Origin of the sequence: Serratia sp. Nf2, assembly GCF_003028435.1 — a bacterium.
Lineage (GTDB): Bacteria > Pseudomonadota > Gammaproteobacteria > Enterobacterales > Enterobacteriaceae > Serratia > Serratia marcescens_L.
Genome location: NZ_PYTW01000013.1, coordinates 13,573 through 36,934, shown reverse-complemented (window position 1 = coordinate 36,934; position 23,362 = coordinate 13,573). Strand labels below are relative to the sequence as shown.

The 23,362-nt window shown below is 60.6% G+C and carries 19 protein-coding genes; 7 read left to right on the top strand and 12 right to left on the bottom strand.

The genetic code is table 11. The features are described from left to right. Positions 1-63 precede the first annotated feature (63 nt). On the bottom strand, positions 64-1,572 hold the full coding sequence (gene glpK, locus C9411_RS23445; protein ID WP_063991327.1) for a glycerol kinase GlpK: 1,509 nt from the start codon (positions 1,570-1,572) through the stop codon (positions 64-66). A gap of 42 nt (positions 1,573-1,614) precedes the next feature. Then, the gene (locus C9411_RS23440) at positions 1,615-2,460 is read right to left on the bottom strand and encodes an MIP/aquaporin family protein (RefSeq protein WP_039569603.1); all 846 of its coding nucleotides are present in this window, start codon (positions 2,458-2,460) and stop codon (positions 1,615-1,617) included. Positions 2,461-2,984: 524 nt separating this feature from the next. Here C9411_RS23440 and zapB point away from each other — a divergent pair. Next, the gene (zapB, locus tag C9411_RS23435) at positions 2,985-3,224 is read left to right on the top strand and encodes a septal ring assembly protein ZapB (RefSeq protein WP_004931092.1); all 240 of its coding nucleotides are present in this window, start codon (positions 2,985-2,987) and stop codon (positions 3,222-3,224) included. A 60-nt stretch (positions 3,225-3,284) separates the two neighbouring features. Here zapB and rraA read toward each other — a convergent pair whose 3' ends face one another. The 7 genes from rraA to priA all read right to left on the bottom strand — a co-directional run bounded on the left by rraA (position 3,285) and on the right by priA (position 11,342). Next, positions 3,285-3,770, bottom strand: coding sequence for a ribonuclease E activity regulator RraA (gene rraA / locus C9411_RS23430; protein ID WP_038872664.1), 486 nt, complete (start codon positions 3,768-3,770; stop codon positions 3,285-3,287). A gap of 75 nt (positions 3,771-3,845) precedes the next feature. After that, a complete protein-coding gene (locus tag C9411_RS23425) occupies positions 3,846-4,763 on the bottom strand; it encodes a 1,4-dihydroxy-2-naphthoate polyprenyltransferase (RefSeq protein WP_015379416.1) in 918 nt (305 codons plus the stop codon). Between the two features lie 82 nt (positions 4,764-4,845). Then, positions 4,846-6,180 (bottom strand): HslU--HslV peptidase ATPase subunit, encoded by a 1,335-nt coding sequence (hslU, locus tag C9411_RS23420; RefSeq protein WP_025304663.1) that lies wholly within the window; start codon positions 6,178-6,180, stop codon positions 4,846-4,848. Positions 6,181-6,192: 12 nt separating this feature from the next. Continuing rightward, entirely contained in the window at positions 6,193-6,723 is a 531-nt protein-coding gene (hslV, locus tag C9411_RS23415) for an ATP-dependent protease subunit HslV (protein WP_107228028.1), read from the bottom strand. Between the two features lie 102 nt (positions 6,724-6,825). Continuing rightward, positions 6,826-7,761 carry a cell division protein FtsN gene (gene ftsN / locus C9411_RS23410; protein ID WP_107228027.1) on the bottom strand — a complete coding sequence of 312 codons (936 nt, stop codon included), beginning with the start codon at positions 7,759-7,761 and terminating at the stop codon, positions 6,826-6,828. 65 nt (positions 7,762-7,826) lie between these two features. Beyond that, the gene (gene cytR / locus C9411_RS23405) at positions 7,827-8,855 is read right to left on the bottom strand and encodes a DNA-binding transcriptional regulator CytR (RefSeq protein ID WP_063991329.1); all 1,029 of its coding nucleotides are present in this window, start codon (positions 8,853-8,855) and stop codon (positions 7,827-7,829) included. A 291-nt stretch (positions 8,856-9,146) separates the two neighbouring features. Then, the gene (gene priA / locus C9411_RS23400) at positions 9,147-11,342 is read right to left on the bottom strand and encodes a primosomal protein N' (RefSeq protein ID WP_033654545.1); all 2,196 of its coding nucleotides are present in this window, start codon (positions 11,340-11,342) and stop codon (positions 9,147-9,149) included. Positions 11,343-11,541: 199 nt separating this feature from the next. Here priA and rpmE point away from each other — a divergent pair, with 199 nt between their 5' ends. Beyond that, positions 11,542-11,757: a 50S ribosomal protein L31 gene (gene rpmE, locus C9411_RS23395; protein WP_004931078.1), complete on the top strand. Its 216-nt coding sequence runs from the start codon at positions 11,542-11,544 to the stop codon at positions 11,755-11,757. A gap of 77 nt (positions 11,758-11,834) precedes the next feature. On the opposite strand, the gene metJ is transcribed toward rpmE, so the two are convergent. Continuing rightward, the gene (gene metJ / locus C9411_RS23390; protein WP_006317756.1) at positions 11,835-12,152 is read right to left on the bottom strand and encodes a met regulon transcriptional regulator MetJ; all 318 of its coding nucleotides are present in this window, start codon (positions 12,150-12,152) and stop codon (positions 11,835-11,837) included. 304 nt (positions 12,153-12,456) lie between these two features. On the opposite strand from metJ, the gene metB reads away from it, so the two are divergent. The 3 genes from metB to metF all read left to right on the top strand — a co-directional run bounded on the left by metB (position 12,457) and on the right by metF (position 17,180). Further along, positions 12,457-13,617 carry a cystathionine gamma-synthase gene (gene metB / locus C9411_RS23385; protein ID WP_025304659.1) on the top strand — a complete coding sequence of 387 codons (1,161 nt, stop codon included), beginning with the start codon at positions 12,457-12,459 and terminating at the stop codon, positions 13,615-13,617. A gap of 2 nt (positions 13,618-13,619) precedes the next feature. Further along, positions 13,620-16,055: a bifunctional aspartate kinase/homoserine dehydrogenase II gene (locus C9411_RS23380; protein ID WP_107228026.1), complete on the top strand. Its 2,436-nt coding sequence runs from the start codon at positions 13,620-13,622 to the stop codon at positions 16,053-16,055. A 228-nt stretch (positions 16,056-16,283) separates the two neighbouring features. Continuing rightward, entirely contained in the window at positions 16,284-17,180 is an 897-nt protein-coding gene (gene metF, locus C9411_RS23375) for a methylenetetrahydrofolate reductase (RefSeq protein WP_033645217.1), read from the top strand. A gap of 112 nt (positions 17,181-17,292) precedes the next feature. On the opposite strand, the gene ppc is transcribed toward metF, so the two are convergent. After that, a complete protein-coding gene (ppc, locus tag C9411_RS23370) occupies positions 17,293-19,929 on the bottom strand; it encodes a phosphoenolpyruvate carboxylase (protein ID WP_107228025.1) in 2,637 nt (878 codons plus the stop codon). Between the two features lie 257 nt (positions 19,930-20,186). Beyond that, positions 20,187-21,332: an acetylornithine deacetylase gene (gene argE, locus C9411_RS23365; RefSeq protein ID WP_199200150.1), complete on the bottom strand. Its 1,146-nt coding sequence runs from the start codon at positions 21,330-21,332 to the stop codon at positions 20,187-20,189. Between the two features lie 216 nt (positions 21,333-21,548). Here argE and argC point away from each other — a divergent pair, with 216 nt between their 5' ends. Together argC and argB are read left to right on the top strand one after the other, a co-directional pair. Further along, positions 21,549-22,553: an N-acetyl-gamma-glutamyl-phosphate reductase gene (gene argC, locus C9411_RS23360; protein WP_063991332.1), complete on the top strand. Its 1,005-nt coding sequence runs from the start codon at positions 21,549-21,551 to the stop codon at positions 22,551-22,553. A 20-nt stretch (positions 22,554-22,573) separates the two neighbouring features. Then, positions 22,574-23,347, top strand: coding sequence for an acetylglutamate kinase (gene argB / locus C9411_RS23355; RefSeq protein WP_063991333.1), 774 nt, complete (start codon positions 22,574-22,576; stop codon positions 23,345-23,347). Positions 23,348-23,362: the final 15 nt, after the last annotated feature.

The window sequence follows — 23,362 nt, the reverse complement described above, 5'->3', positions numbered from 1 at the left end:
GGCGGGGCAAAAAAAAGCGCCGCCCGCAGGCAGCGCAATTTGGGGGGAACGACAAGGCTGGGTTTAGTCGTGATCTTCCCACGCCTGAGCGCGAGCCACCGCTTTTTTCCAGCCGCTGTAGCGGTAGTTACGTTCGGTGGTTTCGATGCTTGGGCGGAATTCACGCTCAATCACCGCTTTGCTCTTCACTTCATCCAGATCGTTCCAGTAGCCGATGGCCAGGCCCGCCAGGAACGCGGCGCCCAGCGCCGTCGATTCACGCACTTCAGGGCGTTCCACGCGGGTGCCGAGGATATCGGACTGGAACTGCATCAGGAAGTTGTTGGCGACCGCGCCGCCGTCCACGCGCAGCGATTGCAGGCGGGTGTCGGCGTCGGCCTGCATGGCGTCCAGCACGTCACGGGTCTGGAAGGCGATGGATTCCAGCGTGGCGCGGATGATGTGGTTGCTGTTGGCGCCACGGGTCAGGCCGAAGATGGCGCCGCGAGCATACGGATCCCAGTAAGGGGCGCCAAGGCCGGTGAAGGCCGGCACCACATAGACGCCGTTGCTGTCTTTCACCTTGGTGGCGAAGTATTCGGAGTCGGCGGCGTCGCTGATCAATTTCAGCTCGTCGCGCAGCCACTGGATAGACGCACCGCCGATGAACACCGCGCCTTCCAGCGCATAGTTCACTTCGCCGCGCGGGCCGCAGGCGATGGTGGTCAGCAGGCCGTTTTTCGAGCGCACCGCTTCTTTGCCGGTGTTCATCAGCAGGAAGCAGCCGGTGCCGTAGGTATTCTTCGCCATGCCCGGTTGAACGCACAGCTGGCCGTACAGCGCCGCCTGCTGGTCTCCGGCGATACCGGCGATAGGAATACGCGTGCCGCCCTTACCGCCGATGTTGGTCTGGCCGTATACCTCGGAGGAAGGACGGACTTTCGGCAGCATGGCGCGCGGGATATCCAGCACTTCCAGCATGCGCTCATCCCAGTCCAGCTCGTGGATGTTGAACATCATGGTGCGTGAGGCGTTGGTGTAATCGGTGACGTGTACACGCCCCTGGGTCATTTTCCACACCAGCCAGGTATCGACGGTACCGAACAGCAGTTCGCCGCGCTTGGCGCGCTCGCGGGCGCCTTCGACGTTGTCCAGGATCCACTTCACCTTGGTGCCGGAGAAGTACGGGTCAACCACCAGGCCGGTGTTGTGACGGATGTACTCTTCCAGACCGTCGCGCTTGAGCTTCTCGCAGATGTCGGCGGTGCGGCGGCACTGCCAGACGATGGCGTTGTAAATCGGCTTGCCGGTCTCTTTTTCCCAGACGATGGTGGTTTCGCGCTGGTTGGTGATGCCGATGCCGGCGATCTGATCGGAACTGATGTCGGCTTTCGCCAGCACTTCTACCAGCGTCGAGCTTTGCGACGCCCAGATCTCCATCGGGTCGTGCTCAACCCAGCCGGCCTTTGGATAGATCTGCGGGAATTCGCGCTGCGATACCGCAACGATGTTGGCGTCGTGATCGAGCACGACGGCGCGTGAACTGGTGGTCCCTTGGTCGAGTGCGACAATGTATTTTTTTTCTACAGTCATGGTAATTATCCTGCTGTTGTTAACCGTTTAAAACTGCACCCATCACGCTTTGCGCTGCTGGGTCTTGGCATCAGGCTCTTCTTCCGTCACGCAGACGTCGCACGGCAGGTGGCGGCCAATCAGCGCGCGGTAACCGAAAGCGCCCAGGCCACAGCCGACGATAGGGGCGAAGATCGGCACCAGGAAGTACGGGATGTCGCGTGCGCCGGTGAAGGCGACTTTGCCCCAGCCGGCCAGGTAGGCGAACAGTTTCGGCCCGAAGTCGCGCGCCGGGTTCAACGCAAAGCCGGTCAATGGTCCCATGGAGGCGCCGATCACGGCAATCAGAATACCGATCAGCAGCGGCGCCAGCGGGCCGCGCGGAATGCCGTTGCCGTCGTCGGTCAGCGCCAGGATCAGGCACATCAGAATGGCGGCGATCACCATTTCTACCAGGAAGGCCTGGCCGACGGAGATGTGCGCGTTAGGGTAAGTCGAGAAGATGCTGGCCAGTTCGAGGCTTTCGTTGCTGCCGCGCACCATGTGGTGAGCCGCTTCGAAGTCGAAGAACAGGTTGTAGTACAGCCCATAGACCAGGGCGGCGGCGCAGAAGGCACCGGCGACCTGCGCAATGATGTAAGGCACCACTTTGCGCCCGTCGAAGCAGGCGAACAGCCACAGGGCGAGGGTGACCGCGGGGTTGAGATGCGCGCCGGAAATGGCGGCGGTCAGATAGATGGCCATGGCGACGCCCAGGCCCCAAATGATGCTGATTTCCCACTGGCCGAAGCTGGCGCCCGCCAGTTTCAGCGCGGCAACGCAGCCTACGCCAAAGAAGATCAGCAGCGCCGTGCCGAGGAACTCGGCGATGCACTGGCCTTTTAATGTCGGACTGGTGGTTTGGCTCATAATGTTGTTGTCCTGCAAAACGGCGGTTGTTGGTTTATAGGCTCAGTTGGGTATACATCCGGCCTATGGGCACAGTTTTTTTCATCTCGTCCAATTATTGAATAAGGACGTGATGTAAATTTATCGTTAACGAACATAAACGAGAAATAGCGAAATCAAAATGTGTGTGGCGCGTCATAAAATTGAGCGATTTCGCGTCGTTTAGTGTTCTTTCTGAGCCATAAAAGTGTGATCTGACCAGTGATTTGGCGAGGGTTGTTAACAACTCGCGGTGGCGGCGGCGGGGATTTTCAGTTTTTGCTGATGGCGGGGGCAGGAAAATTGCAACAGACTGCGCGATGATCCGGTATGTTGCTAGACAGGCGGAGACTGGCTACTTACAATCGTTTTTAACGAATCGAGACTGGCGCGCCTTCCGTAACGGCGCGCGTCACTGAGCGCGATGCAATATTCGCAGTAGCTGCAGCCGATGTTGCGGCCGCTACTTATAGATGTACGCCTTGCTATCATGAGGGGACTGAAGCATGTCATTTGAAGTATTTGAGAAACTGGAAGCAAAAGTACAGCAGGCGATTGATACCATCACCTTGTTGCAGATGGAAATTGAAGAGCTGAAAGACAAAAACAATTCTCTGTCGCAGGAAGTTCAGGCTGCCTCCGGCAACCACGAAGCGCTGGTGCGCGAAAACCAACAGCTGAAAGAAGAACAGCACGTATGGCAAGATCGCCTGCGCGCTCTGCTGGGCAAAATGGAAGAGGTCTGATTCCTCACGCCATGCAGCAACGAAAAGGGCGCCTCAGGCGCCCTTTTTCATAACCGAAAATCACTCGATGTCGAGCGGGTCTTCGGAGAGGATGATGCCGGTGTTGTCGGCATACAGGTGATCGCCGGAGAAGAAGGTGACGCCACCGAAGTTGACGCGGATATCGCTTTCGCCCACGCCTTCGCTCACGGCACCCACCGGGATCGCCGCCATCGCCTGAATGCCGATGTCGAGCTCTTCCAGATCGTCCACCTGACGCACCGCGCCGTACACCACGATGCCTTCCCATTCGTTCTGGGCGGCCAGGCGTGCCAGTTCGGCGTTGATCAGCGCCCGGCGTACCGACCCGCCGCCGTCGACCAACAGCACGCGGCCGCGGCCGTTTTCTTCAAGCAGATCGAACAACAGGCCGTTATCCTCAAAGCATTTCACCGTGGTGATCTGCCCGCCAAATGAAGTACGCCCGCCAAAATTGGAGAACAGAGGTTCAACAACGTTCACCTCTTCATGATAGATGTCGCAAAGTTCGGAAGTATCGTATTTCATAGGATTTTACGTCTGTTTGCCGCTGGAATGTTCAGTATATCCCTTTATTCGCCCTGTTGGCAAAATCATCAGTTTTTAACTGAGCGCCACGCCGATGGCGAACAGCAGGTTGGCCAGCAACGCCGCCTTGACCATGTGCTCCAGCATCGGCCGCATGCCGACCGGCGTCGGATCGCGCAGTACGCGCAGGCCGTGACGCACCAACAGCGGGATCGCCAGCACGAACAGCCAGCCCCACGGGCTGTGGAGATTGAACAGCGTAAACAGCGCGAAACACAGCACCGCGCCGCCGAGCAGCAGGGCATGGTAAATGCGCGCCTTGTGCGGGCCGAGACGCACCGCCAGCGTGTTCTTGCCGTTTTCGCGATCGCTCTCGATATCGCGCAGATTGTTGATGTTGAGCACCGCCGTCGCCAGCAGACCGCAGGCGGTGGCCGGCAGCATCACGACGCTGTCGAAGGTGTGCGTTTGCAGATAGTAGGTGCCGGCTACGCTCAGCCAGCCGAAGAACACCAGCACCGAGATGTCGCCCAGCCCCAAATACCCGTAGGGCTTGTTGCCGACGGTATAGGTGATGGCCGCCACGATAGACAGCCCGCCCAGCACCAGGAAGCCCACTACGTCGCTGGGTTGCTCGCAGGCGACGGCGATCAGCGAACAGCCGGCGAGGGCGATCAGCACCACCGTCACCACCAGCGCCCGTTTCATCTGTGCCTGGGTGATCATGCCTTTTTGCATGCCGCGCAAGGGCCCGATGCGATCTTCTTTGTCGCTGCCTTTGACCGCATCGCCGTAGTCGTTCGCCAGGTTGGAGAGGATCTGCAGCAGGCCGGCGGTCAACAGCGCCAGCAGCGCCACTTCAGGTTTCAGGCTGCCGTGCCAGGCGGCGATGGCCGAGCCGACCACGATGGAGGCAAAAGCCAACGGCAGGGTGCGGGGGCGTAGACTTTCCAGCCAGGCGGAGATCGGGGTGGTGGAGGTTGATGAGCTCATGTTTCGCTTCTGTGTCCGTTACAAATAATTGTGGGAGGCAATGCCTCCCACACAGATGACTGACAAGACAATGATTGAGCGATTATAGGATAAAACGACTCAAATCTTCATCCGCCACCAGTTCATCCAGATGACTGCGCACGTAATCCGCATCAATTGTAATGGATTGGCCATTAATTTCACTCGCATCGTAGGAAATATCTTCCATCAGACGCTCCAGCACGGTGTGCAGACGACGCGCGCCGATGTTCTCGGTGCTTTCGTTGACCTGCCACGCGGCTTCGGCGATGCGGCGGATGCCGTCGGCGGTGAACTCGATGTTGACGCCTTCGGTGCCCATCAGCGCTTTGTACTGCTCGGTCAGCGACGCGCTCGGTTCGGTCAGGATGCGCTCGAAGTCTTCGGTAGTCAGCGCCTGCAGCTCAACGCGGATCGGCAGACGGCCCTGCAGTTCCGGGATCAGATCCGACGGATTGGCGGTCTGGAATGCGCCGGAAGCGATGAACAGGATGTGGTCGGTCTTCACCATACCGTGCTTGGTCGACACGGTGCAGCCTTCCACCAGCGGCAGCAGATCGCGCTGCACGCCTTCGCGCGAGACGTCCGGACCGGAGCTCTGGCCGCCGCGCTTACAGATTTTGTCGATCTCGTCGATAAACACGATGCCGTGCTGTTCAACCGCTTCGATCGCCTGCTCTTTCAGCTCTTCCGGGTTCACCAGCTTGGCGGCTTCTTCTTCCACCAGCAGCTTGAAGGCTTCTTTGATCTTCACCTTGCGCGGCTTTTGCTTCTGGCCGCCGAGGTTCTGGAACATCGACTGCAGCTGGTTGGTCATCTCTTCCATGCCCGGAGGCGCCATGATTTCCACGCCCATCGGCGCGGCGGCCAGATCGATTTCGATCTCTTTGTCGTCCAACTGGCCTTCGCGCAGTTTCTTGCGGAATGCCTGGCGGGCGGCGGACGGCTCCTGATGCTCTTCCGGCTGGCCCCAGTTGTTCTTGGCCGGCGGGATCAGCACGTCGAGAATGCGCTCTTCGGCCAACTCTTCGGCACGGGTGCGGTTTTTCTCGATCGACTGCATGCGCACCATTTTGATGGCGGCATCGGTCAGATCGCGGATGATGGAATCCACTTCTTTGCCCACATAGCCCACTTCGGTGAACTTGGTGGCTTCAACCTTGATGAACGGCGCGTTGGCCAGCTTCGCCAGACGACGGGCGATTTCGGTTTTACCGACACCGGTCGGGCCGATCATCAGAATGTTTTTCGGGGTCACTTCGTGGCGCAGCATCTCGTTGAGCTGCATCCGGCGCCAGCGGTTGCGCAGGGCAATGGCGACAGCGCGTTTGGCCTTGTTTTGGCCAATGATATAGCTGTCCAGTTCGCTGACGATCTCGCGCGGGGTCATTTCAGACATGGTATTCGATCCTTACGCTTTGGAAGGCAATTCTTCAATGGTGTGGAAATGGTTGGTGTAAATACAGATGTCGCCGGCGATGTTGAGGGATTTCTCAACGATGTCGCGGGCGCTCAGCTCGGTATTTTCCAACATGGCGCGGGCTGCGGCCTGGGCGTACGGGCCGCCGGAGCCGATGGCGATCAGATCGTTTTCCGGCTGCACCACATCGCCGTTGCCGGTGATGATCAGCGAAGCGCTTTCATCGGCGACCGCCAGCAGCGCTTCGAGCTTGCGCAGCATGCGATCGGTGCGCCAGTCTTTCGCCAGCTCGACGGCGGCTTTCACCAGGTGGCCCTGATGCATTTCCAGTTTGCGTTCAAACAGTTCAAACAGCGTGAAGGCGTCAGCGGTGCCACCAGCGAAACCGGCGATCACTTTGTCGTTATACAGGCGACGCACTTTCTTGACGTTACCCTTCATCACCGTATTACCCAGGGTTGCCTGGCCATCACCACCGATGACGACCTGGCCGTTGCGGCGTACGCTTACAATTGTTGTCACGAGCAGACCCTCGTTAAAGACGGAAAGAAGTCCCCGCAGCGCCTGCTTTCGCAGACGCTACGAGGCATATTGAGAGTATAGATGGGGGGGGATTGACGCTTTTCAACCCCCAACGGAGAGGGGAATGCAACTCGACATGCCGACGCCCTTCAGGCGCGAAAGGGTTTTGTCCGCGGCGGCGCGGCTGCTGTAAGGGCCGAGCACGACGCGATTCCAACCGCCGCCGGCGGTGATGCGGCTCTCGATGCCTTCGAACGCCAGGCGCGCGCGCACGGATTCAGCCTGATCGGTGGCGCGGAACGAACCGCATTGCACCATCCACTTCTGCTTCGACTCCGGTTTGGTTTCCTGCTTGGCCGTTTCCTGTTTCACTTCCGGTTTCGGCTCCGGCTTCGGTTGCGGCTTCGGCTCAGGCTGTTTCACCTGCACCGGTTGTTGGGTAGTCGGTTTTGGCTGCGGGTGCTGCTGCACCGGCGCGGTGGTGGCCCCGTTGTTGAACGGGTTGCGCGGCGGCTGGCTGACCTGCTGCTGTTGCTGCACAGGTTGCTGCTGCATTTGCTGTTGTTGCATCTGCTGCTGCTGGCGGTTGCTGCGCGCGTTGGCCTGGCCCGGATCGTTATACGGCACTTCGTTCAGCTGCGTCGGGCGCTGCTGCATGTCGGCCTGCATCTGCTCCAGCAGCTGCCGCTGTTCGGCGGTCAACTGAGTTTTGGAGTTGAGCTCGCCGCCGGCCGTCGGTTCGGTCGGGGTTTGCACGCCGATCTGCCGATTTTCCAGCTCTTTGATGTAGCGCCAGCGCTCTTCCGGCTTCGGCGGCAGGCCGTTGCCGGGGCGCGTGGTGTGCGCAGGCAACAACGGCGCGTCTTCCGGCTTGTTGTGCGTAATGAAATAGAGGCCACCGACAAAGACAACCAGCAACGCGGCGGCTAACGCCAGCACGGTTTTGGAAACCTTCGGAGAACTGCGTTTTTTACGGCTGGGGGTTTTACGCTTAGCTCCTGCTGCGCGCCCACGGCTTACATAGTCTTTTTGTGCCACTATTATTCCGCTGTGTCCTGATGAAAGGATAAGTCCGTCATGTTACTGAACCCTAAAATATTTGACTAGCGTTTCGGGGCAGCGGTGCTGCCTCTGATAATCAATTCACTGTCCAATAGCCGGGAGCCGCTGGCCACCGTCTGGCCGTTCAACTGCTCCAACAGCAACAACATCGCCTGCTGGCCGATCTGGAAGCGCGGCTGCGCCACCGTGGTCAGCGGCGGATCGCAATACTGCGCCAGCTTGAGGTCGTCAAAGCCGACGATCGACAGATCCTGCGGTACCCGCAGCCCCATTTTCTTCGCCTGGGACAGCACGCCGATCGCCATGACGTCGCTGTGGCAGAACACCGCCGTCGGCGGTTTCGGCTGAGCCATCAGCGCCGTCAGCGCTTGCGCGCCGGCTTCGTAGGTAAAATCACCCCGGGTAATATAGCTGCTTTCGACGGTAATGCCATTACGACGTAGCGCTTGAACGTAACCCTGCAGCCGATAATGGCTCAGCGGCATCTGTTCCGGCCCGGCGATACAGGCGATCTGCCGGTGGCCCAATTGATGCAAATAATGCACGGCTTCAAAGGCGGCGGTCAGGTTGTCGATATGCACCGTCGGCAGTTCCAGCTCGGGGGCGAATTCGTTGGCCATCACCATCGGCGGCAGGTTGCGCTGTTCTTCCTTGCTGGCGTCGAACGGCAGGTTGGAGCCCAGCAGCAACATGCCGTCGATCTGTTTGGTGATGATCAGATTGACGAAGGTACGCTCTTGCTGATTTTGCTGGGCGCAGTCGCCGATCAGCACCAGATAGCCTTGCTGGGCAGCGGTCTGTTCGATCCCCTGGATCACATCGGCGAAAAACGGATCGCAGATGTCGGGCACGATCACCAGGATGGTGCGGGATTCGTTGCGCTTGATATTGCGTGACAGAGCATGAGGAGAATAACCCACGGCCAGCACGGCCTGTTCCACCTTTTGGCGCGTCGGCGTTGACACCTTTTCCGGGTTCATCAGCGCACGCGATACGGTAGCCGTTGAAACGCCCGCCATTTCGGCGACGTCTTTCATGGTCGCCATGGATAACTCTTTCTTGTGTTCCAACGCCTTTCTCCTTGCGTCAGCCCCATGCCGACGCCACTACTGCTGTTTGCTCACAATGTCCGGCATGCGGTGGCGAGATTGTTGTCATTGAGCGCCACTCGCGTTCGGGCACTCCGTCGCGCTGCGATGTGGCGACAAAATTTGCCCTCGCAGACATTCTAAACAGAATATGTCCCGCCTTTGTTACCTAATTTGCATAAAAAATGTGACCTGAGAAGGTTTTTTAGCGTTCGCTCGCAATTTCAAGGGTAAACGTTTGCACTGCGGCAGCTAAATCGGACTTTTCCGGGATCAGCTGTCGATCGGATCGACATCCAGCGTCCATTTCACCTTGCGCGTTTGCGGCAGGGTGCCGATCAGCGGCAGCGAGCTTTTCATCAGCTGTTGCAGGACGCGCCGCGTCGGGTGCTGCAGCAGCAGCTGCCAGCGGAAACGGCCGCCGCGTTTGGACTGCAGCGCCGGCACCGGCCCCATTACCCACAGCGAATCGTCCTTCAGCGGGCTGGCTTCCAGCAGGTTGCGCAGTTGCTGCAGGAATAGCGGAGCCTGCTGGTTATCGTGATCTTCGGCGCGCACGATGATGTGGCTGGTGTAAGGCGGCAGAAACACGCTGTTGCGCTCCGCCAGCGTCTGTTTGGCGAAGGCGTCGTAACCCTGTTGCAGCAGCACCTGCAGCAGCGGATGCTCCGGATGGTGGGTTTGCAGCAGCACTTCCCCCTGTTTGCCTGCGCGGCCGGCCCGCCCGGAGACCTGGGTATACAGCTGGGCGAAACGCTCGGCGGAGCGGAAGTCGGCGGAGAACAGCGCACCGTCCACGTCCAGCAACGCCACCAGGGTGACGTCGGGAAAATGGTGGCCCTTGGCCAGCATTTGCGTGCCGATCAGAATGCGCGCTTCGCCGCGATGGATATCCGCCAGGTGCTGCTCCAGCGCTCCCTTGCGGCTGGTGGTGTCGCGATCGATGCGGGTGATCGGCGTATCGGGGAACAGCGGCGCCAGCTCCTGCTCCAGCTGTTCGGTGCCGACGCCGACCGACACCAGGTGGGTAGAGCCGCACTGTGGGCACTGGTGCGGCACCGGCCGCTGGCTGTCGCAGTGGTGGCAACGCAGCTGACGCTGGTGCTGGTGGAAGGTGTAGTAGTGATCGCAGCGTTGGCACTCGGCGATCCAGCCGCATTCGTGGCACAGCAGCGCCGGGGCGTAACCGCGGCGGTTGAGGAACAACATCACCTGATTGCCGGCCTTTAAATGGTGCTGCATGCTCTTCAGCAGCGGTTGCGACAGGCCGACTTTCAGCGGCAGCCCCTTCAGATCGATCAGGTGCTGCGCCGCCGGTTTGGCGTTGCCCGCGCGCTGGGTGAGCTTCAACTGGCGATATTTGCCCAGTTGCACGTTGTGCAGCGTTTCCAATGCCGGGGTCGCGGAGCCCATCACCATCGGGATGTCCTCTTCCCGGGCGCGGAACACCGCCAGATCGCGGGCGTGATAGCGCCAGCCTTCCTGCTGTTTATAGGAGCTGTCGTGCTCTTCGTCGATGATGATCACGCCCAACTGACGGAACGGCGTGAACAGCGCCGAACGGGTGCCGATGACGATGGCGGCTTCGCCGCTGCGCGCGCGCAGCCAAACCGCCAGCCGCTCGCTGTCGTTCAGCCCGGAGTGCAGCACGTCTACCGGCGCGTTGAAGCGCTCGCGAAAGCGGGCGATGGTTTGCGGCGTCAGGCCGATTTCCGGCACCAGCACCAGCGCCTGCCGGCCTTTGGCCAGCACGTTCTCCAGCACGCTGAGGTAGACCTCGGTTTTGCCGGAGCCGGTCACCCCGGCCAGCAGCCAGGCGGCGAACTGCTCATCCTCGCTTCTGATCGCCCCGACGGCGGTAGCCTGTTCAGTGTTCAGCCGCAGCCGCTCGCCGAGCACCGCGAAATTGGGGCGCCAGTCGTGCGTATCCGCGACCTGAGCGCGCAGATCGATCAGCCCTTTGGCACGCAGCGCCTGCAGGGCGCTTTCCGTCAGTTCCAGCTGGCTGACCTGATGGCGGTAGACCGGGCGTTGCAGCAGCGCCGCCAGCGCCTGCTGCTGTTTCGGCGCGCGTTTCAGGCTTTCGGGCGGGGTGGCGCGCCCCTCTTCGGTGGCGAACCATTGCCACAGCGGCGCGGCTTCGGCCGGTTTGCCTTGCCGCAGCAGGATCGGCAGCGCGTGAAACAGCACTTCGCCTATGGGGTAGTGATAGTAATCGCTGGCCCAGCGCAGGATGCGCCACAGGCTGGGGGAGAACAGAGACTCGGCGTCGATCACGCTGTCGATCGGTTTGAGCTTGTCCAGCGGCAGTTCGCTGGTGTCGCTGCAGCCGGTGACGATGCCGATCGCATGCTGCCTGCCCCAAGGGACGCCCACGCGCGCGCCGGCCACCGGCTGCATGCCGGGCGGCAGCAGATAGTCGAAGGTGCGGGCGAGGGGAACCGGCAAGGCAACGTGTACGACGGGCATGATCTCATCCAAATTGAAAAAAGTGGGCATCAGTTTACACGGCGCATCGGCAAATGTACGGTTCCGATTGCGCGCCCCGACTAATGCTGTATAATTTGCCGCCTTTGGTATAATTCGATACCAAAATTCTATTATCAACCACGTGTGGTGTCTGGCGAAACAGGGCTGGATAGCGACACGGCCTTAACTGAGGTTTCCCATGAAACAAGGTATCCACCCAAAATACGAAGAAGTTACTGCTAACTGCTCTTGCGGTAACGTGATGAAGATCCGCTCCACCGTGGGCCACGATCTGAACCTGGACGTTTGTGGCGCATGCCACCCGTTCTACACTGGCAAGCAGCGTGACGTTGCTACCGGTGGCCGCGTTGACCGCTTCAACAAGCGTTTCAGCGTACCAGGCGCTAAGAAATAAGATTTCTTATCGTCCGATGAAAAAGGCGCCTTTGGCGCCTTTTTTCGTTTCTGCCGCCGGCGTTCGCCGGGCGGTTCTCAATATTCCCAGGTATCGGGATCGACACCCAGTTCGCGCATCAACACTTTTGCGGCTTCCGGGATTTCATCGCTGCGCTCTTTGCGCAGGTCTTCATCGTTCGGCAGCGGCTGGCCGGTAAAGGCATGCAGAAACGCTTCGCACAGCAGTTCGCTGTTGGTGGCGTGGCGCAGGTTGTTCACCTGGCGACGGGTCCGTTCGTCGGTGAGGATTTTCAGGACCTTCAGCGGAATGGATACCGTGATCTTTTTGACTTGCTCGCTTTTTTTACCGTGTTCAGCGTAAGGGCTGACATACTCGCCGTTCCACTCAGCCATGGGACACCTTAACTTTGTCAGAAAAATTACAAAATTCTAAAAACCGGCCAATTATGCCCGATCTTCACTGTTCTCACTAAATAAATGTCAATTTTACGCGACCAGGGTCACTGAATGCCCCGCCTTGGCCGGACATTGTGGCTTAACATCTTATCGTCATGTCATATCGGCATAATTTTAGCGGGTATTGTGCCATTGCTCAATCTATACGCAGAGAAGTTTAGATGTCCAGATGTATTGACGTCTATCAATCCTGCGATTACTCTTTAGGCCTCATTCACCGAACCGAGAGCCGAGCGAGCCCATGACGCGTAAACCAGCCACGATTGCCGTACGCAGCGGCCTGAACGACGACGAACAGTATGGCTGCGTTGTCCCGCCGATTCATTTGTCCAGCACCTATAACTTTACCGACTTCAACCAACCCCGAGCCCATGATTACTCGCGCCGCGGCAACCCGACGCGCGACGTGGTGCAACGCGCGTTGGCGGAGCTGGAAGGCGGCGCCGGCGCGGTGATGACCGGCAGCGGGATGTCGGCGATCCATCTGGTGACCACCGTGCTGTTGAAGCCGGGCGATCTGCTGGTGGCGCCGCACGACTGTTACGGCGGCAGCTATCGGTTGTTCGACAGCCTGAGCAAGCGCGGCGCCTATCGCGTGCTGTTCGTCGATCAGGGTAATGAAGCCGCCCTGCAGCAGGCGCTGGCGCAAAAGCCGAAGCTGGTGCTGATTGAAAGCCCCAGCAATCCGCTGCTGCGGGTGGTGGACATCGCGGCGATCTGCGCCGCCGCACACGCAGCGGGCGCGTTGACGGTGGTGGACAACACCTTCCTCAGCCCGGCCCTGCAACAGCCGATCGAACTGGGTGCCGATCTGGTGGTCCATTCTTGCACCAAATACCTGAACGGGCATTCGGACGTGGTGGCCGGCGCGGTGATTGCCAAAGATCCCGAGCTGGCGGTCGAATTGGCCTGGTGGGCGAACAATATCGGCGTGACCGGCGGCGCGTTCGACAGCTATCTGCTGCTGCGCGGCATGCGCACGCTGTCGCCACGCATCAAGGCGGCGCAGCAAAACGCCGAAGCGATTGTCGGCTATTTACAGCAGCAACCGCTGGTGAAAAAGCTGTATCATCCCTCCCTGCCGGAAAATCCGGGGCATGAGATCGCCCGCCGGCAGCAGCGCGGCTTCGGCGCGATGCTGAGTTTTGAACTGGACGGCGATGAAGCGGTGCTGCGCCGTTTTCTCTCTGCCCTTGAGCTGTTTACTCTGGCAGAATCGCTGGGCGGCGTAGAAAGCCTGATCTCGCATGCAGCGACCATGACCCACGCCGGCATGGCGGCGGAGGCGCGGGCAGCGGCCGGCATCTCCGAGAGCCTGCTGCGCATTTCCGTGGGTATTGAAGACAGTGAAGATTTGATTGCCGATCTGGAACGCGCGTTCCAGGCGGCGGCAACGAGGTAAGCATGAATGCAATTGCTGTAGCAGGGCCGGTGAGCGGGCGTCAACTGCACAAGTTTGGCGGCAGCAGTCTGGCGGATGTGAAGTGTTATCTGCGTGTGGCCGGGATTATGGCGGAATACAGCCAGCCGGGCGACATGATGGTGGTATCGGCCGCCGGCAGTACCACCAACCAGTTGATCAACTGGCTGAAGCTCAGCCAGAGCGACCGCCTGTCTGCGCACCAGGTGCAGCAGACGTTGCGTCGCTATCACAGCGATCTTATCGGCGGCCTGCTGCCGGCGGAAAGCGCCGAGCCGCTGATCGCCGAGTTCATTCAGGATCTGGAACGTCTGGCGGTGCTGCTGGACGGCAAAGTCGACGAGGTGTGCTATGCCGAAGTGGTCGGGCACGGCGAGATCTGGTCGGCGCGCCTGATGGCGGCGGTGCTCAACCACCTGGATATGCAGGCGGCCTGGCTGGACGCGCGTGATTTCCTGCGCGCCGAGCGCGCCGCGCAGCCGCAGGTGGATGAAGGCCGTTCTTATCCGCTGCTGCAGCAATTGTTGGCTCAACATCCGGGCAAACGCCTGGTGGTGACCGGCTTCATTTCGCGTAACGACGCCGGAGAAACCGTGCTGTTGGGGCGCAACGGCAGCGATTACTCTGCCACTCAGGTCGGCGCGTTGGCCGGCGCGGCGCGCGTCACCATCTGGAGCGACGTGGCCGGGGTATACAGCGCCGACCCGCGCAAGGTGAAAGACGCCTGCCTGTTGCCGCTGCTGCGCCTGGACGAAGCCAGCGAGCTGGCGCGCCTGGCGGCGCCGGTGCTGCATACCCGCACCCTGCAGCCGGTCTCCGGCAGCGATATCGATCTTCAGCTGCGCTGCAGCTACCAGCCGGAGCAGGGCTCGACGCGCATCGAGCGCGTATTGGCGTCCGGCACCGGCGCCAAGATTGTCACCAGCCACGATGACGTGTGTCTGATTGAGCTGCACGTCGCCGCTCAGCACGACTTCAAACTGGCGCAGAAAGAGTTGGATCTGGTGCTCAAGCGCGCGCAGATCAAACCGCTGGCGGTGGGCATTCATCCTGACCGCAATCGGGTGCAGCTGTGCTACACCTCCGAGGTGGTCAACAGCGCGCTGGCGACCCTGCAGGCCTCGGCGCTGCCGGGTGAACTGCACCTGCGCGAAGGGTTGGCGCTGGTGGCGATGGTCGGCGCCGGGGTTTGCAAGAACCCGCTGCACAGCCACCGTTTCTATCAGCAGCTGAAAGATCAGCCGGTCGAGTTTATTTGGCAGGCGGAAGATGGCATCAGCCTGGTGGCGGTATTGCGCCAGGGGCCGACCGCGCTGCTGATTCAGGGGCTGCACCAAAGCCTGTTCCGCGCCGAGAAGCGCATCGGTCTGGTGCTGTTTGGCAAGGGCAACATCGGGTCGCGCTGGCTGGAGCTGTTTGCCCGCGAGCAGACCAATATTTCCGCGCGCAGCGGTTTCGAATTTATCCTGGCGGGGGTGGTGGACAGCCGCCGCAGCCTGCTGAACTACGACGGGCTGGATGCCAGCCGCGCATTGGCGTTCTTTGAGGACGAGGCGCAGGCGCTCGACGAAGAGTCGCTGTTCCTGTGGATGCGCGCGCACCCGTTCGACGATCTGGTGGTGCTCGACGTGACCGCCAGCGAAGAGCTGGCCGGGCAGTATCTGGATTTCGCCAGCTACGGTTTCCACGTGATCGGCGCCAACAAGCTGGCGGGTGCCTCATGCAGCGATACCTATCGCCAAATTCGCGACGCCTTCGCCAAAACCGGCCGCCACTGGCTGTATAACGCCACCGTTGGCGCCGGCCTGCCGGTCAACCATACGGTGCGCGATCTGCGCGACAGCGGCGACAGCATTTTGGCGATCAGCGGCATCTTCTCCGGCACGCTTTCCTGGCTGTTCTTGCAGTATGACGGCACGGTGCCTTTCACCGAGCTGGTGGATCAGGCCTGGCAGCAGGGGCTGACCGAACCGGATCCGCGGGTTGATCTCTCCGGTCAGGACGTGATGCGCAAGCTGGTGATCCTGGCACGCGAGGCGGGCTACGACATCGAACCGAACCAGGTGCGGGTCGAGTCGCTGGTGCCGGCGGGCTGCGAGCAGGGTTCCGTCGATCAGTTCTTCGAGAACGGCGAGGCGCTGAACCAGCAGATGCAGCAGCGCTTTGAGGCCGCCAGCGAAATGGGCCTGGTGCTGCGTCACGTGGCGCGTTTCGACGCCAACGGCAAGGCGCGGGTCGGCGTGGAGGCGGTGCGTCCTGAGCATCCGCTGGCCTCGCTGCTGCCGTGCGACAATGTGTTCGCCATCGAAAGCCGCTGGTATCGCGATAATCCGCTGGTGATCCGCGGGCCGGGCGCCGGCCGCGACGTGACCGCCGGCGCGATCCAGTCAGACCTTAACCGGTTGGCGCAGCTGCTTTAATCCTCTGCGGGCGCGGGTTCACCGCGCCCCTTTGCTTTTACTGCCATACTTATCCCTGTCGCCGTCATGAAATTTCCTCGTTGAGCGGGTGAGGATTAATCATCTTATTCCCCTCATTTTCCTGTTGACTCTTTAGCCAACATGCGGCATTTTCTATCTAGACGTCTAAACGTATAGACGCTCATCAAGATGAAATAAAAACAGTGATCGATAAGAGGTGGGCAGGGTATGAGTTTTTTCCACGCAAACCAGCGGGAAGCGCTGAATCAGAGTCTGGCGGAGTTGAACGGCCAGATTAACGTATCATTCGAGTTCTTCCCGCCGCGCACCAGCGAGATGGAGGAGACCCTGTGGCAGTCGATCGATCGTCTGAGCATTCTCAAACCCAAATTCGTTTCAGTCACCTACGGTGCCAACTCCGGCGAGCGCGATCGCACCCACAGCATCATCAAGGGGATCAAGGAACGCACCGGCCTGGAGGCGGCGCCGCACCTGACCTGCATCGACGCCAGCCCGGCGCAGCTGCGCGACATCGCGACCGATTACTGGAACAGCGGCATCCGCCATATCGTGGCGCTGCGTGGCGATCTGCCGCCGGGCGGCGGCAAGCCGGAAATGTACGCGACCGATCTGGTGGCGCTGCTGAAAGACGTGGGCGACTTCGACATTTCCGTCGCCGCCTACCCGGAAGTGCACCCGGAGGCGAAGAGCGCCCAGGCCGATTTAATCAACCTGAAGCGCAAGATCGACGCCGGCGCCAGCCGCGCCATCACCCAGTTCTTCTTTGACGTCGAGAGCTACCTGCGTTTTCGCGACCGCTGCGTCGCCGCCGGTATCGACGTGGAAATCGTGCCGGGCATTCTGCCGGTGTCCAACTTCAAGCAGCTGCAGCGTTTCGCCACCATGACCAACGTGCGGGTGCCAAGCTGGATGACCAGCATGTTCGAAGGGCTGGACGACGATGCGGAGACCCGCAAAATGGTCGGCGCCAACATCGCCATGGACATGGTGAAGATCCTCAGCCGCGAAGGGGTGAAAGATTTCCACTTCTATACGCTGAACCGTGCAGAGATGAGCTACGCGATCTGCCACACGCTGGGCGTGCGCCCGGTGGCCGCCGCCTGACAGGCCTGTTCTGTTGAAAAAAGGGCGCCGCTTTACCGCGGCGCCCTTTTTTTGTGGGGGAAGACAAGGCATAAAAAAACGGCCCCGATAAACGGGGCCGCGATTAGGCTCACTAGCCGGTGTTGCGCATCCCGGCGGCGACGCCGGCGATGGTGACCATCAGCGCTTGCTCGACGCGGGCGTCCGGCTGATCCTGCTGGCGTGAACGGTGCAGCAGCTCGGCCTGCAAGACGTTCAGCGGGTCGGTATAAACGTTGCGCAGCGCGATGGATTCGGCGATCCACGGCAGGTCTTCCATCAGGTGGGCATCGTTGGCGATGGTCAGCACCACCTTGATGTCGCTTTCCAGCTGATCGCGCAGCTGTTGGCCCAGCGGCCACAACGATTTATCCACCAGGCGCTGATCGTAGTATTCCGCCAGCCACAGGTCGGCCTTGGCGAACACCATTTCCAGCATGGCGATGCGGGTGGAGAAGAACGGCCAGTCGCGACACATCGCCTCCAGTTCCGCCTGCTTACCGGCTTTCACCGCTTCCTGCAATCCGGCACCGGCGCCGAGCCAGGCCGGCAGCATCAGGCGGTTCTGCGTCCAGGCGAAGATCCACGGAATGGCGCGCAGGCTCTCCACGCCGCCGTTCGGCTTGCGTTTGGCCGGGCGTGAACCCAGCGGCAGTTTACCCAGCTCCAGCTCCGGCGTGGCCGCGCGGAAGTAAGGCACGAAGTCCGGGTTTTCACGCACGTAGCCGCGATACATCCGGCAGGAAGTCTCGGACAGGTCGTCCATCAACGCCCGCCATTCTTTCTTCGGTTCCGGCGGCGGCAGCAGGTTGGCCTCGAGGATCGCGCCGGCATACAGCGCCAGGCTGCTGATGGTGACCTCCGGCAGGCCGAATTTGAAGCGAATCATCTCACCCTGTTCGGTGACGCGCAGGCCGCCCTTCAGGCTGCCCGGCGGCTGCGACAGCAGCGCCGCATGCGCCGGTGCGCCGCCGCGGCCGATGGAGCCGCCTCGGCCGTGGAACAGCGTCAGCGCCACGCCGGCCTTTTCGCAGGTTTTGATCAACGCGTCCTGCGCACGGTACTGCGCCCAGGAGGCGGCCATCACGCCGGCGTCTTTCGCCGAGTCGGAGTAGCCGATCATTACCATCTGTTTGCCTTGAATAAATCCGCGATACCAGTCGATGTTCAGCAACTGGGTCATCACGTCGTCGGCGTTGTTCAGATCGTCGAGGGTTTCGAACAGCGGGGCGACCGGCAGCGCGAACGGGCAGCCGGCCTCTTTCAGCAGCAGGTGCACCGCCAGCACGTCGGAAGGCGTGCGCGCCATCGAAATCACGTAGGCGGCGATCGAGCCCTGCGGCGCTTCGGCGATCACCCGGCAGGTTTCCAGCACTTCCTGCGTATCGGCGCTCGGTTGCCATTTCAGCGGCACCAGCGGGCGTTTGGAGTTCAGTTCGCGGATCAGGAACGCCTGTTTATCGGCTTCCGACCAGCTTTCATAGTCGCCCAGCCCCAGATAACGGGTCAGCTCGGCGATGGCTTCGGTATGGCGGGTGCTCTCCTGGCGCACGTCGATGCGCACCAGCGGCACACCGAAGCAGCGCACGCGGCGCAGGGTATCCAGCAGTTGACCGTTGGCGATGATGCCCATGCCGCAGGCCTGCAGCGACTGGTAGCAGGCATACAGCGGCTCCCACAGCTGCTCGTTGTTCACCAGCAGGTCGTGCGGTTTCAGTACGCGCTCGCCTTTCAGGCGGCCTTCCAGATAGGCCTGGGAGCTCATCAGCTGGCTGCGCAGCTGCTTCATGATTTCGCGGTACGGTTCCTGAACTTCGTCACCGCCGGCGCGGGCGCGCAGCTCCGGGGTGCATTCGGTCATCGACAGCTCGGAGACCAGCACCTGAATATCGCGGGTGAACAGGTCGCAGGCTTTCCAGCGGCTGAGCAGCAGCACATGGCGGGTAATTTCGGCGGTCACGTTCGGGTTGCCGTCGCGGTCGCCGCCCATCCAGGAGGTGAAGCGCACCGGCACCGCTTCCGCCGGCAGGCTGTAATCGATGGAGTTTTCCAGCTGTTCGTTGAACTCGCGCAGGAACGCCGGCACGCCTTCCCACAGGCTGTTTTCCACCACCGCGAAGCCCCATTTGGCTTCGTCGATCGGGGAGGGGCGATGTTTGCGAATTTCATCGGTGTGCCACGACTGGGCCACCAGCTGGCGCAGGCGGCGCATGATCTTGTTGCGCTCGTAGTCGGCCAGATCGTTGTGATCGAGCTGGCTGAGGCAGGTGTTGACCTCCACCAGCTTGTGGATCAGGGTGCGGCGGGTGATCTCCGTCGGGTGTGCCGTCAGCACCAGCTCGATGGAGAGTTGCGACACCGCGTGCTGCAACTCTTTGTCGCTGAGCTTTTTGTCTTTGAGACGGCTGAACAGCTGAGCCAGCGCTTCCGGGTTGCTGGCGGCCTCGCCGTTGGGCGAAATGCTGTGGTACTGCTCGGCGACGTTGGTCAGGTTGAGGAACTGGCTGAAGGCGCGCGCCACCGGCAGCAGCTCGTCGTTGGACAGGTTCTGCAGGGTGGAGAGCAGCTCCTGGCGATGCGCTTCGTTGCCGGCGCGTGAGGATTTGGAAAGCTTACGGATGGTCTCAACGCGATCGAGAATATGCTCGCCCAGCGCTTCTTTGATGGTATCGCCGAGCAATTTGCCGAGCATACTGACATTACTGCGCATTGCCGAATATTGTTCGTTCATATAACCCCTGACCCAGTTCTGTATGATTTTTATCTTGTAAATAAATTTCACGCGTCAGGCGCAGACCGCCTGCCTGATCACATCGCGTTCCTGTCCAATCGTCAATTGACACTATTTTTAGCAAAAAAACATCAAAATCGGCGCTTTTTCTGAAATTTAATTACGCCGCGTCGGTTATCAGCGTGGCTTATTTCGCCGGTTTCTACTTATTTTGAGGTAGGGGAAGCATAAAGCATTTCCCCTGTTAAATGTCGGGTTTATTGCCGGCAAAAGTGATTGACCAGTTGGCCCAGCAGTTTGCGCGTCGGTTCGATAAACGCGGTGTCGAGGTATTCGTCCGGCTGGTGGGCCTGATCGATGGAACCGGGGCCGAGCACCAACGTCGGGCAGACCTGCTGTACGAACGGCGCTTCGGTGCAGTAGTTGACCACCTGCGTGCGGGTGCCCAGCAGTTCCTCGATCACCGCCACCATGCGGTGGTCGGTCGGGCATTCGTAACCCGGCACCGACGCGTGCAGCTCTTCGATGGTCAGGCGGCCCGGCCAGCGTTGGCTCACCGGCTCCAATGCCTGATGCATCAGCTCGTTGATGTTGTCGAGCGTCATGCCGGGCAGCGGACGGATATCCAGGTGCAGCTCGCAGCAGGCACAGATGCGGTTGGCCGCGTCGCCGCCGCTGATATGGCCAAAGTTCATGGTGGGATAAGGCACGGCGAACGCCGGATTGTTGTAGCGTTCCTGCAGGGTTTTACGCAGCTCCATCAGGCGGCCGATGGAGTCGTGCATCAGATCGATGGCGTTGACGCCGCGCGCCGGATCGCTGGAATGGCCGGACTGGCCGACGATGCGAATGGCGTTGGCCATGTGGCCCTTGTGCGCGCGCACCGGCTGCAGCGAGGTCGGTTCGCCGATGATGGCGAAATCCGGACGAATGGCGGTGGAGGCGGCGAAATAACGCGCGCCGGCCATCGTCGTTTCTTCATCTGCGGTAGCCAGAATGTACAGTGGCTTGGTCAGTTTGCTCGCGTCGATGTCGCGCACCGCATCCAGAATAAAGGCGAAGAAGCCTTTCATGTCGGCGGTGCCCAGGCCGTAGAGCTTGTTGTCGTGCTCGGTCAGGGTGAAGGGATCGCGCGTCCAGCGGCCTTCGTCGTAAGGCACCGTGTCGGTATGGCCGGCCAGCAGCAGGCCGCCGCTGCCTTCGCCGATGCTGGCCAGCAGGTTGAATTTGTGGCGCGATTCCGGCACCGGCTGTACGTCGACGCGAAAGCCCAGGTCGGCAAACCATCCGGCCAGCAAGTTGATTAACGCCTCATTGCTCTGATCGAGGCCGGCATCGGTGGCGCTGATTGACGGAGTGGCGATCAACGCCCGGTACAGCTCAATAAATGGAGGTAATTTCATCTTCACTGTTGACAGCCTTTGGTTAGGATAGTATCAATATTCATGCATTTATTTTGAATAAAAATACAGTAAGCCGGTGCATAAGGGAACCCGATACCCAGATGTTTATAAAAGCATCAACGCCTGGCTCCGTGGGTGAACGGCGCATCAACGCTGGCTAGCCCTGTTACCTGGGTCGCAAGCGACCGCACGTCAGTTTAGAAGGTGAAAGGCCACATGTTGAATACGCTGATCGTTGGTGCCAGCGGTTACGCCGGAGCGGAGCTCACGGCTTACCTGAATCGCCACCCACACATGAACATAACCGCTTTAGCGGTTTCAGCGCAAAGTGCAGATGCAGGAAAGTTGCTTTCCGATCTCCATCCCCAGTTGAAAGGCATCGTCGATCTGCCGCTGCAGCCGTTGATCGACGTTGCCAAGGCGGCGCAGGGCATCGACGTGGTGTTCCTCGCCACCGCCCATGAAGTCAGCCACGATATCGCACCGGCCTTTCTGGCGGCGGGCTGCGTGGTGTTCGATCTGTCGGGCGCCTTCCGCGTGCAGGACGCCGGTTTTTATAGCCAGTACTACGGTTTCGAACATCAGCATGGCGCCCTGCTGGAGCAGGCGGTATACGGCCTGGCGGAATGGCAGAGCGACAAGATTAAACAGGCGCAGCTGATTGCCGTGCCGGGGTGTTACCCGACGGCGGCGCAGCTGGCGCTGAAACCGTTGATCGAAAAACAGCTGCTGAACCTCGACCAGTGGCCGGTGATTAACGCCACCAGCGGCGTCAGCGGCGCCGGGCGCAAGGCCAGCATGACCACCAGCTTCTGCGAAGTGAGCCTGCAGCCGTACGGTATTTTCACTCATCGGCACCAGCCGGAGATCGCCGCGCACCTGGGCGTGCCGGTCATCTTTACGCCGCACCTGGGCAATTTCCCGCGCGGCATCCTTGAAACCATCACCTGCCGCCTGAAGGCCGGCGTGACCGCGCAGGACGTCGCCGCCGCCTATCATGCCGCCTATGACGACAAGCCGCTGGTGCGGTTGTACGACCAGGGCGTGCCGGCGCTGAAAGCGGTGGTGGGGCTGCCGTTCTGCGACATCGGTTTTGCGGTGCAGGGCGAGCATCTGATCGCCGTAGCGGTGGAAGACAACCTGCTGAAAGGCGCGGCGGCGCAGGCGGTGCAATGCCTGAATATCCGTTTCGGCTTCCCGGAAACCCAGTCACTCCTTTAAACCAGCGTGAGTAAACAGCAATGAACCCGTTAATTATCAAGTTAGGTGGCGTGTTATTAGACAGTGAAGAAGCGCTGGAGCGTCTGTTTACCGCGCTGGACAGCTACCGGCAGCAGCATCAGCGTCCGCTGGTGATCGTGCACGGCGGCGGCTGCGTGGTGGACGAACTGATGAAGCAGCTCGCTTTGCCGGTGGTGAAAAAGAACGGCCTGCGGGTCACGCCGGCCGATCAGATCGACATCATCACCGGCGCGCTGGCCGGCACCGCCAACAAAACGCTGCTGGCGTGGGCGATTAAACACCAAATCAACGCCGTCGGCCTGAGCCTGGCGGATGGCGGCAGCGCGGTCGTGACCCCTCTCGATCCGGCATTGGGCCACGTCGGCAACGCGCAGCCCGGTTCGCCCGCGCTGCTCAATACCCTGCTGAGCGCTGGCTACCTGCCGGTTGTCAGCTCCATCGGCATCACTGCCGAAGGGCAGTTAATGAACGTGAACGCCGATCAGGCGGCGACGGCGCTGGCGGCGACGCTGGGGGCGGATCTGATCCTGCTGTCGGACGTCAGCGGCATCCTCGACGGCAAGGGGCAACGCATTGCGGAAATGACGGCGCAAAAAGCGGAACAACTGATCGCGCAAGGCATCATCACCGATGGTATGGTGGTGAAGGTGAATGCGGCGCTCGACGCGGCCCGCACCCTCGGCCGCCCGGTGGATATCGCCAGCTGGCGCCATGCCGATCAGCTTTCTGCTTTGTTTAACGGCGTGTCGATTGGCACCCGGATCCTCGCTTAATTTTAGAATTAGAAA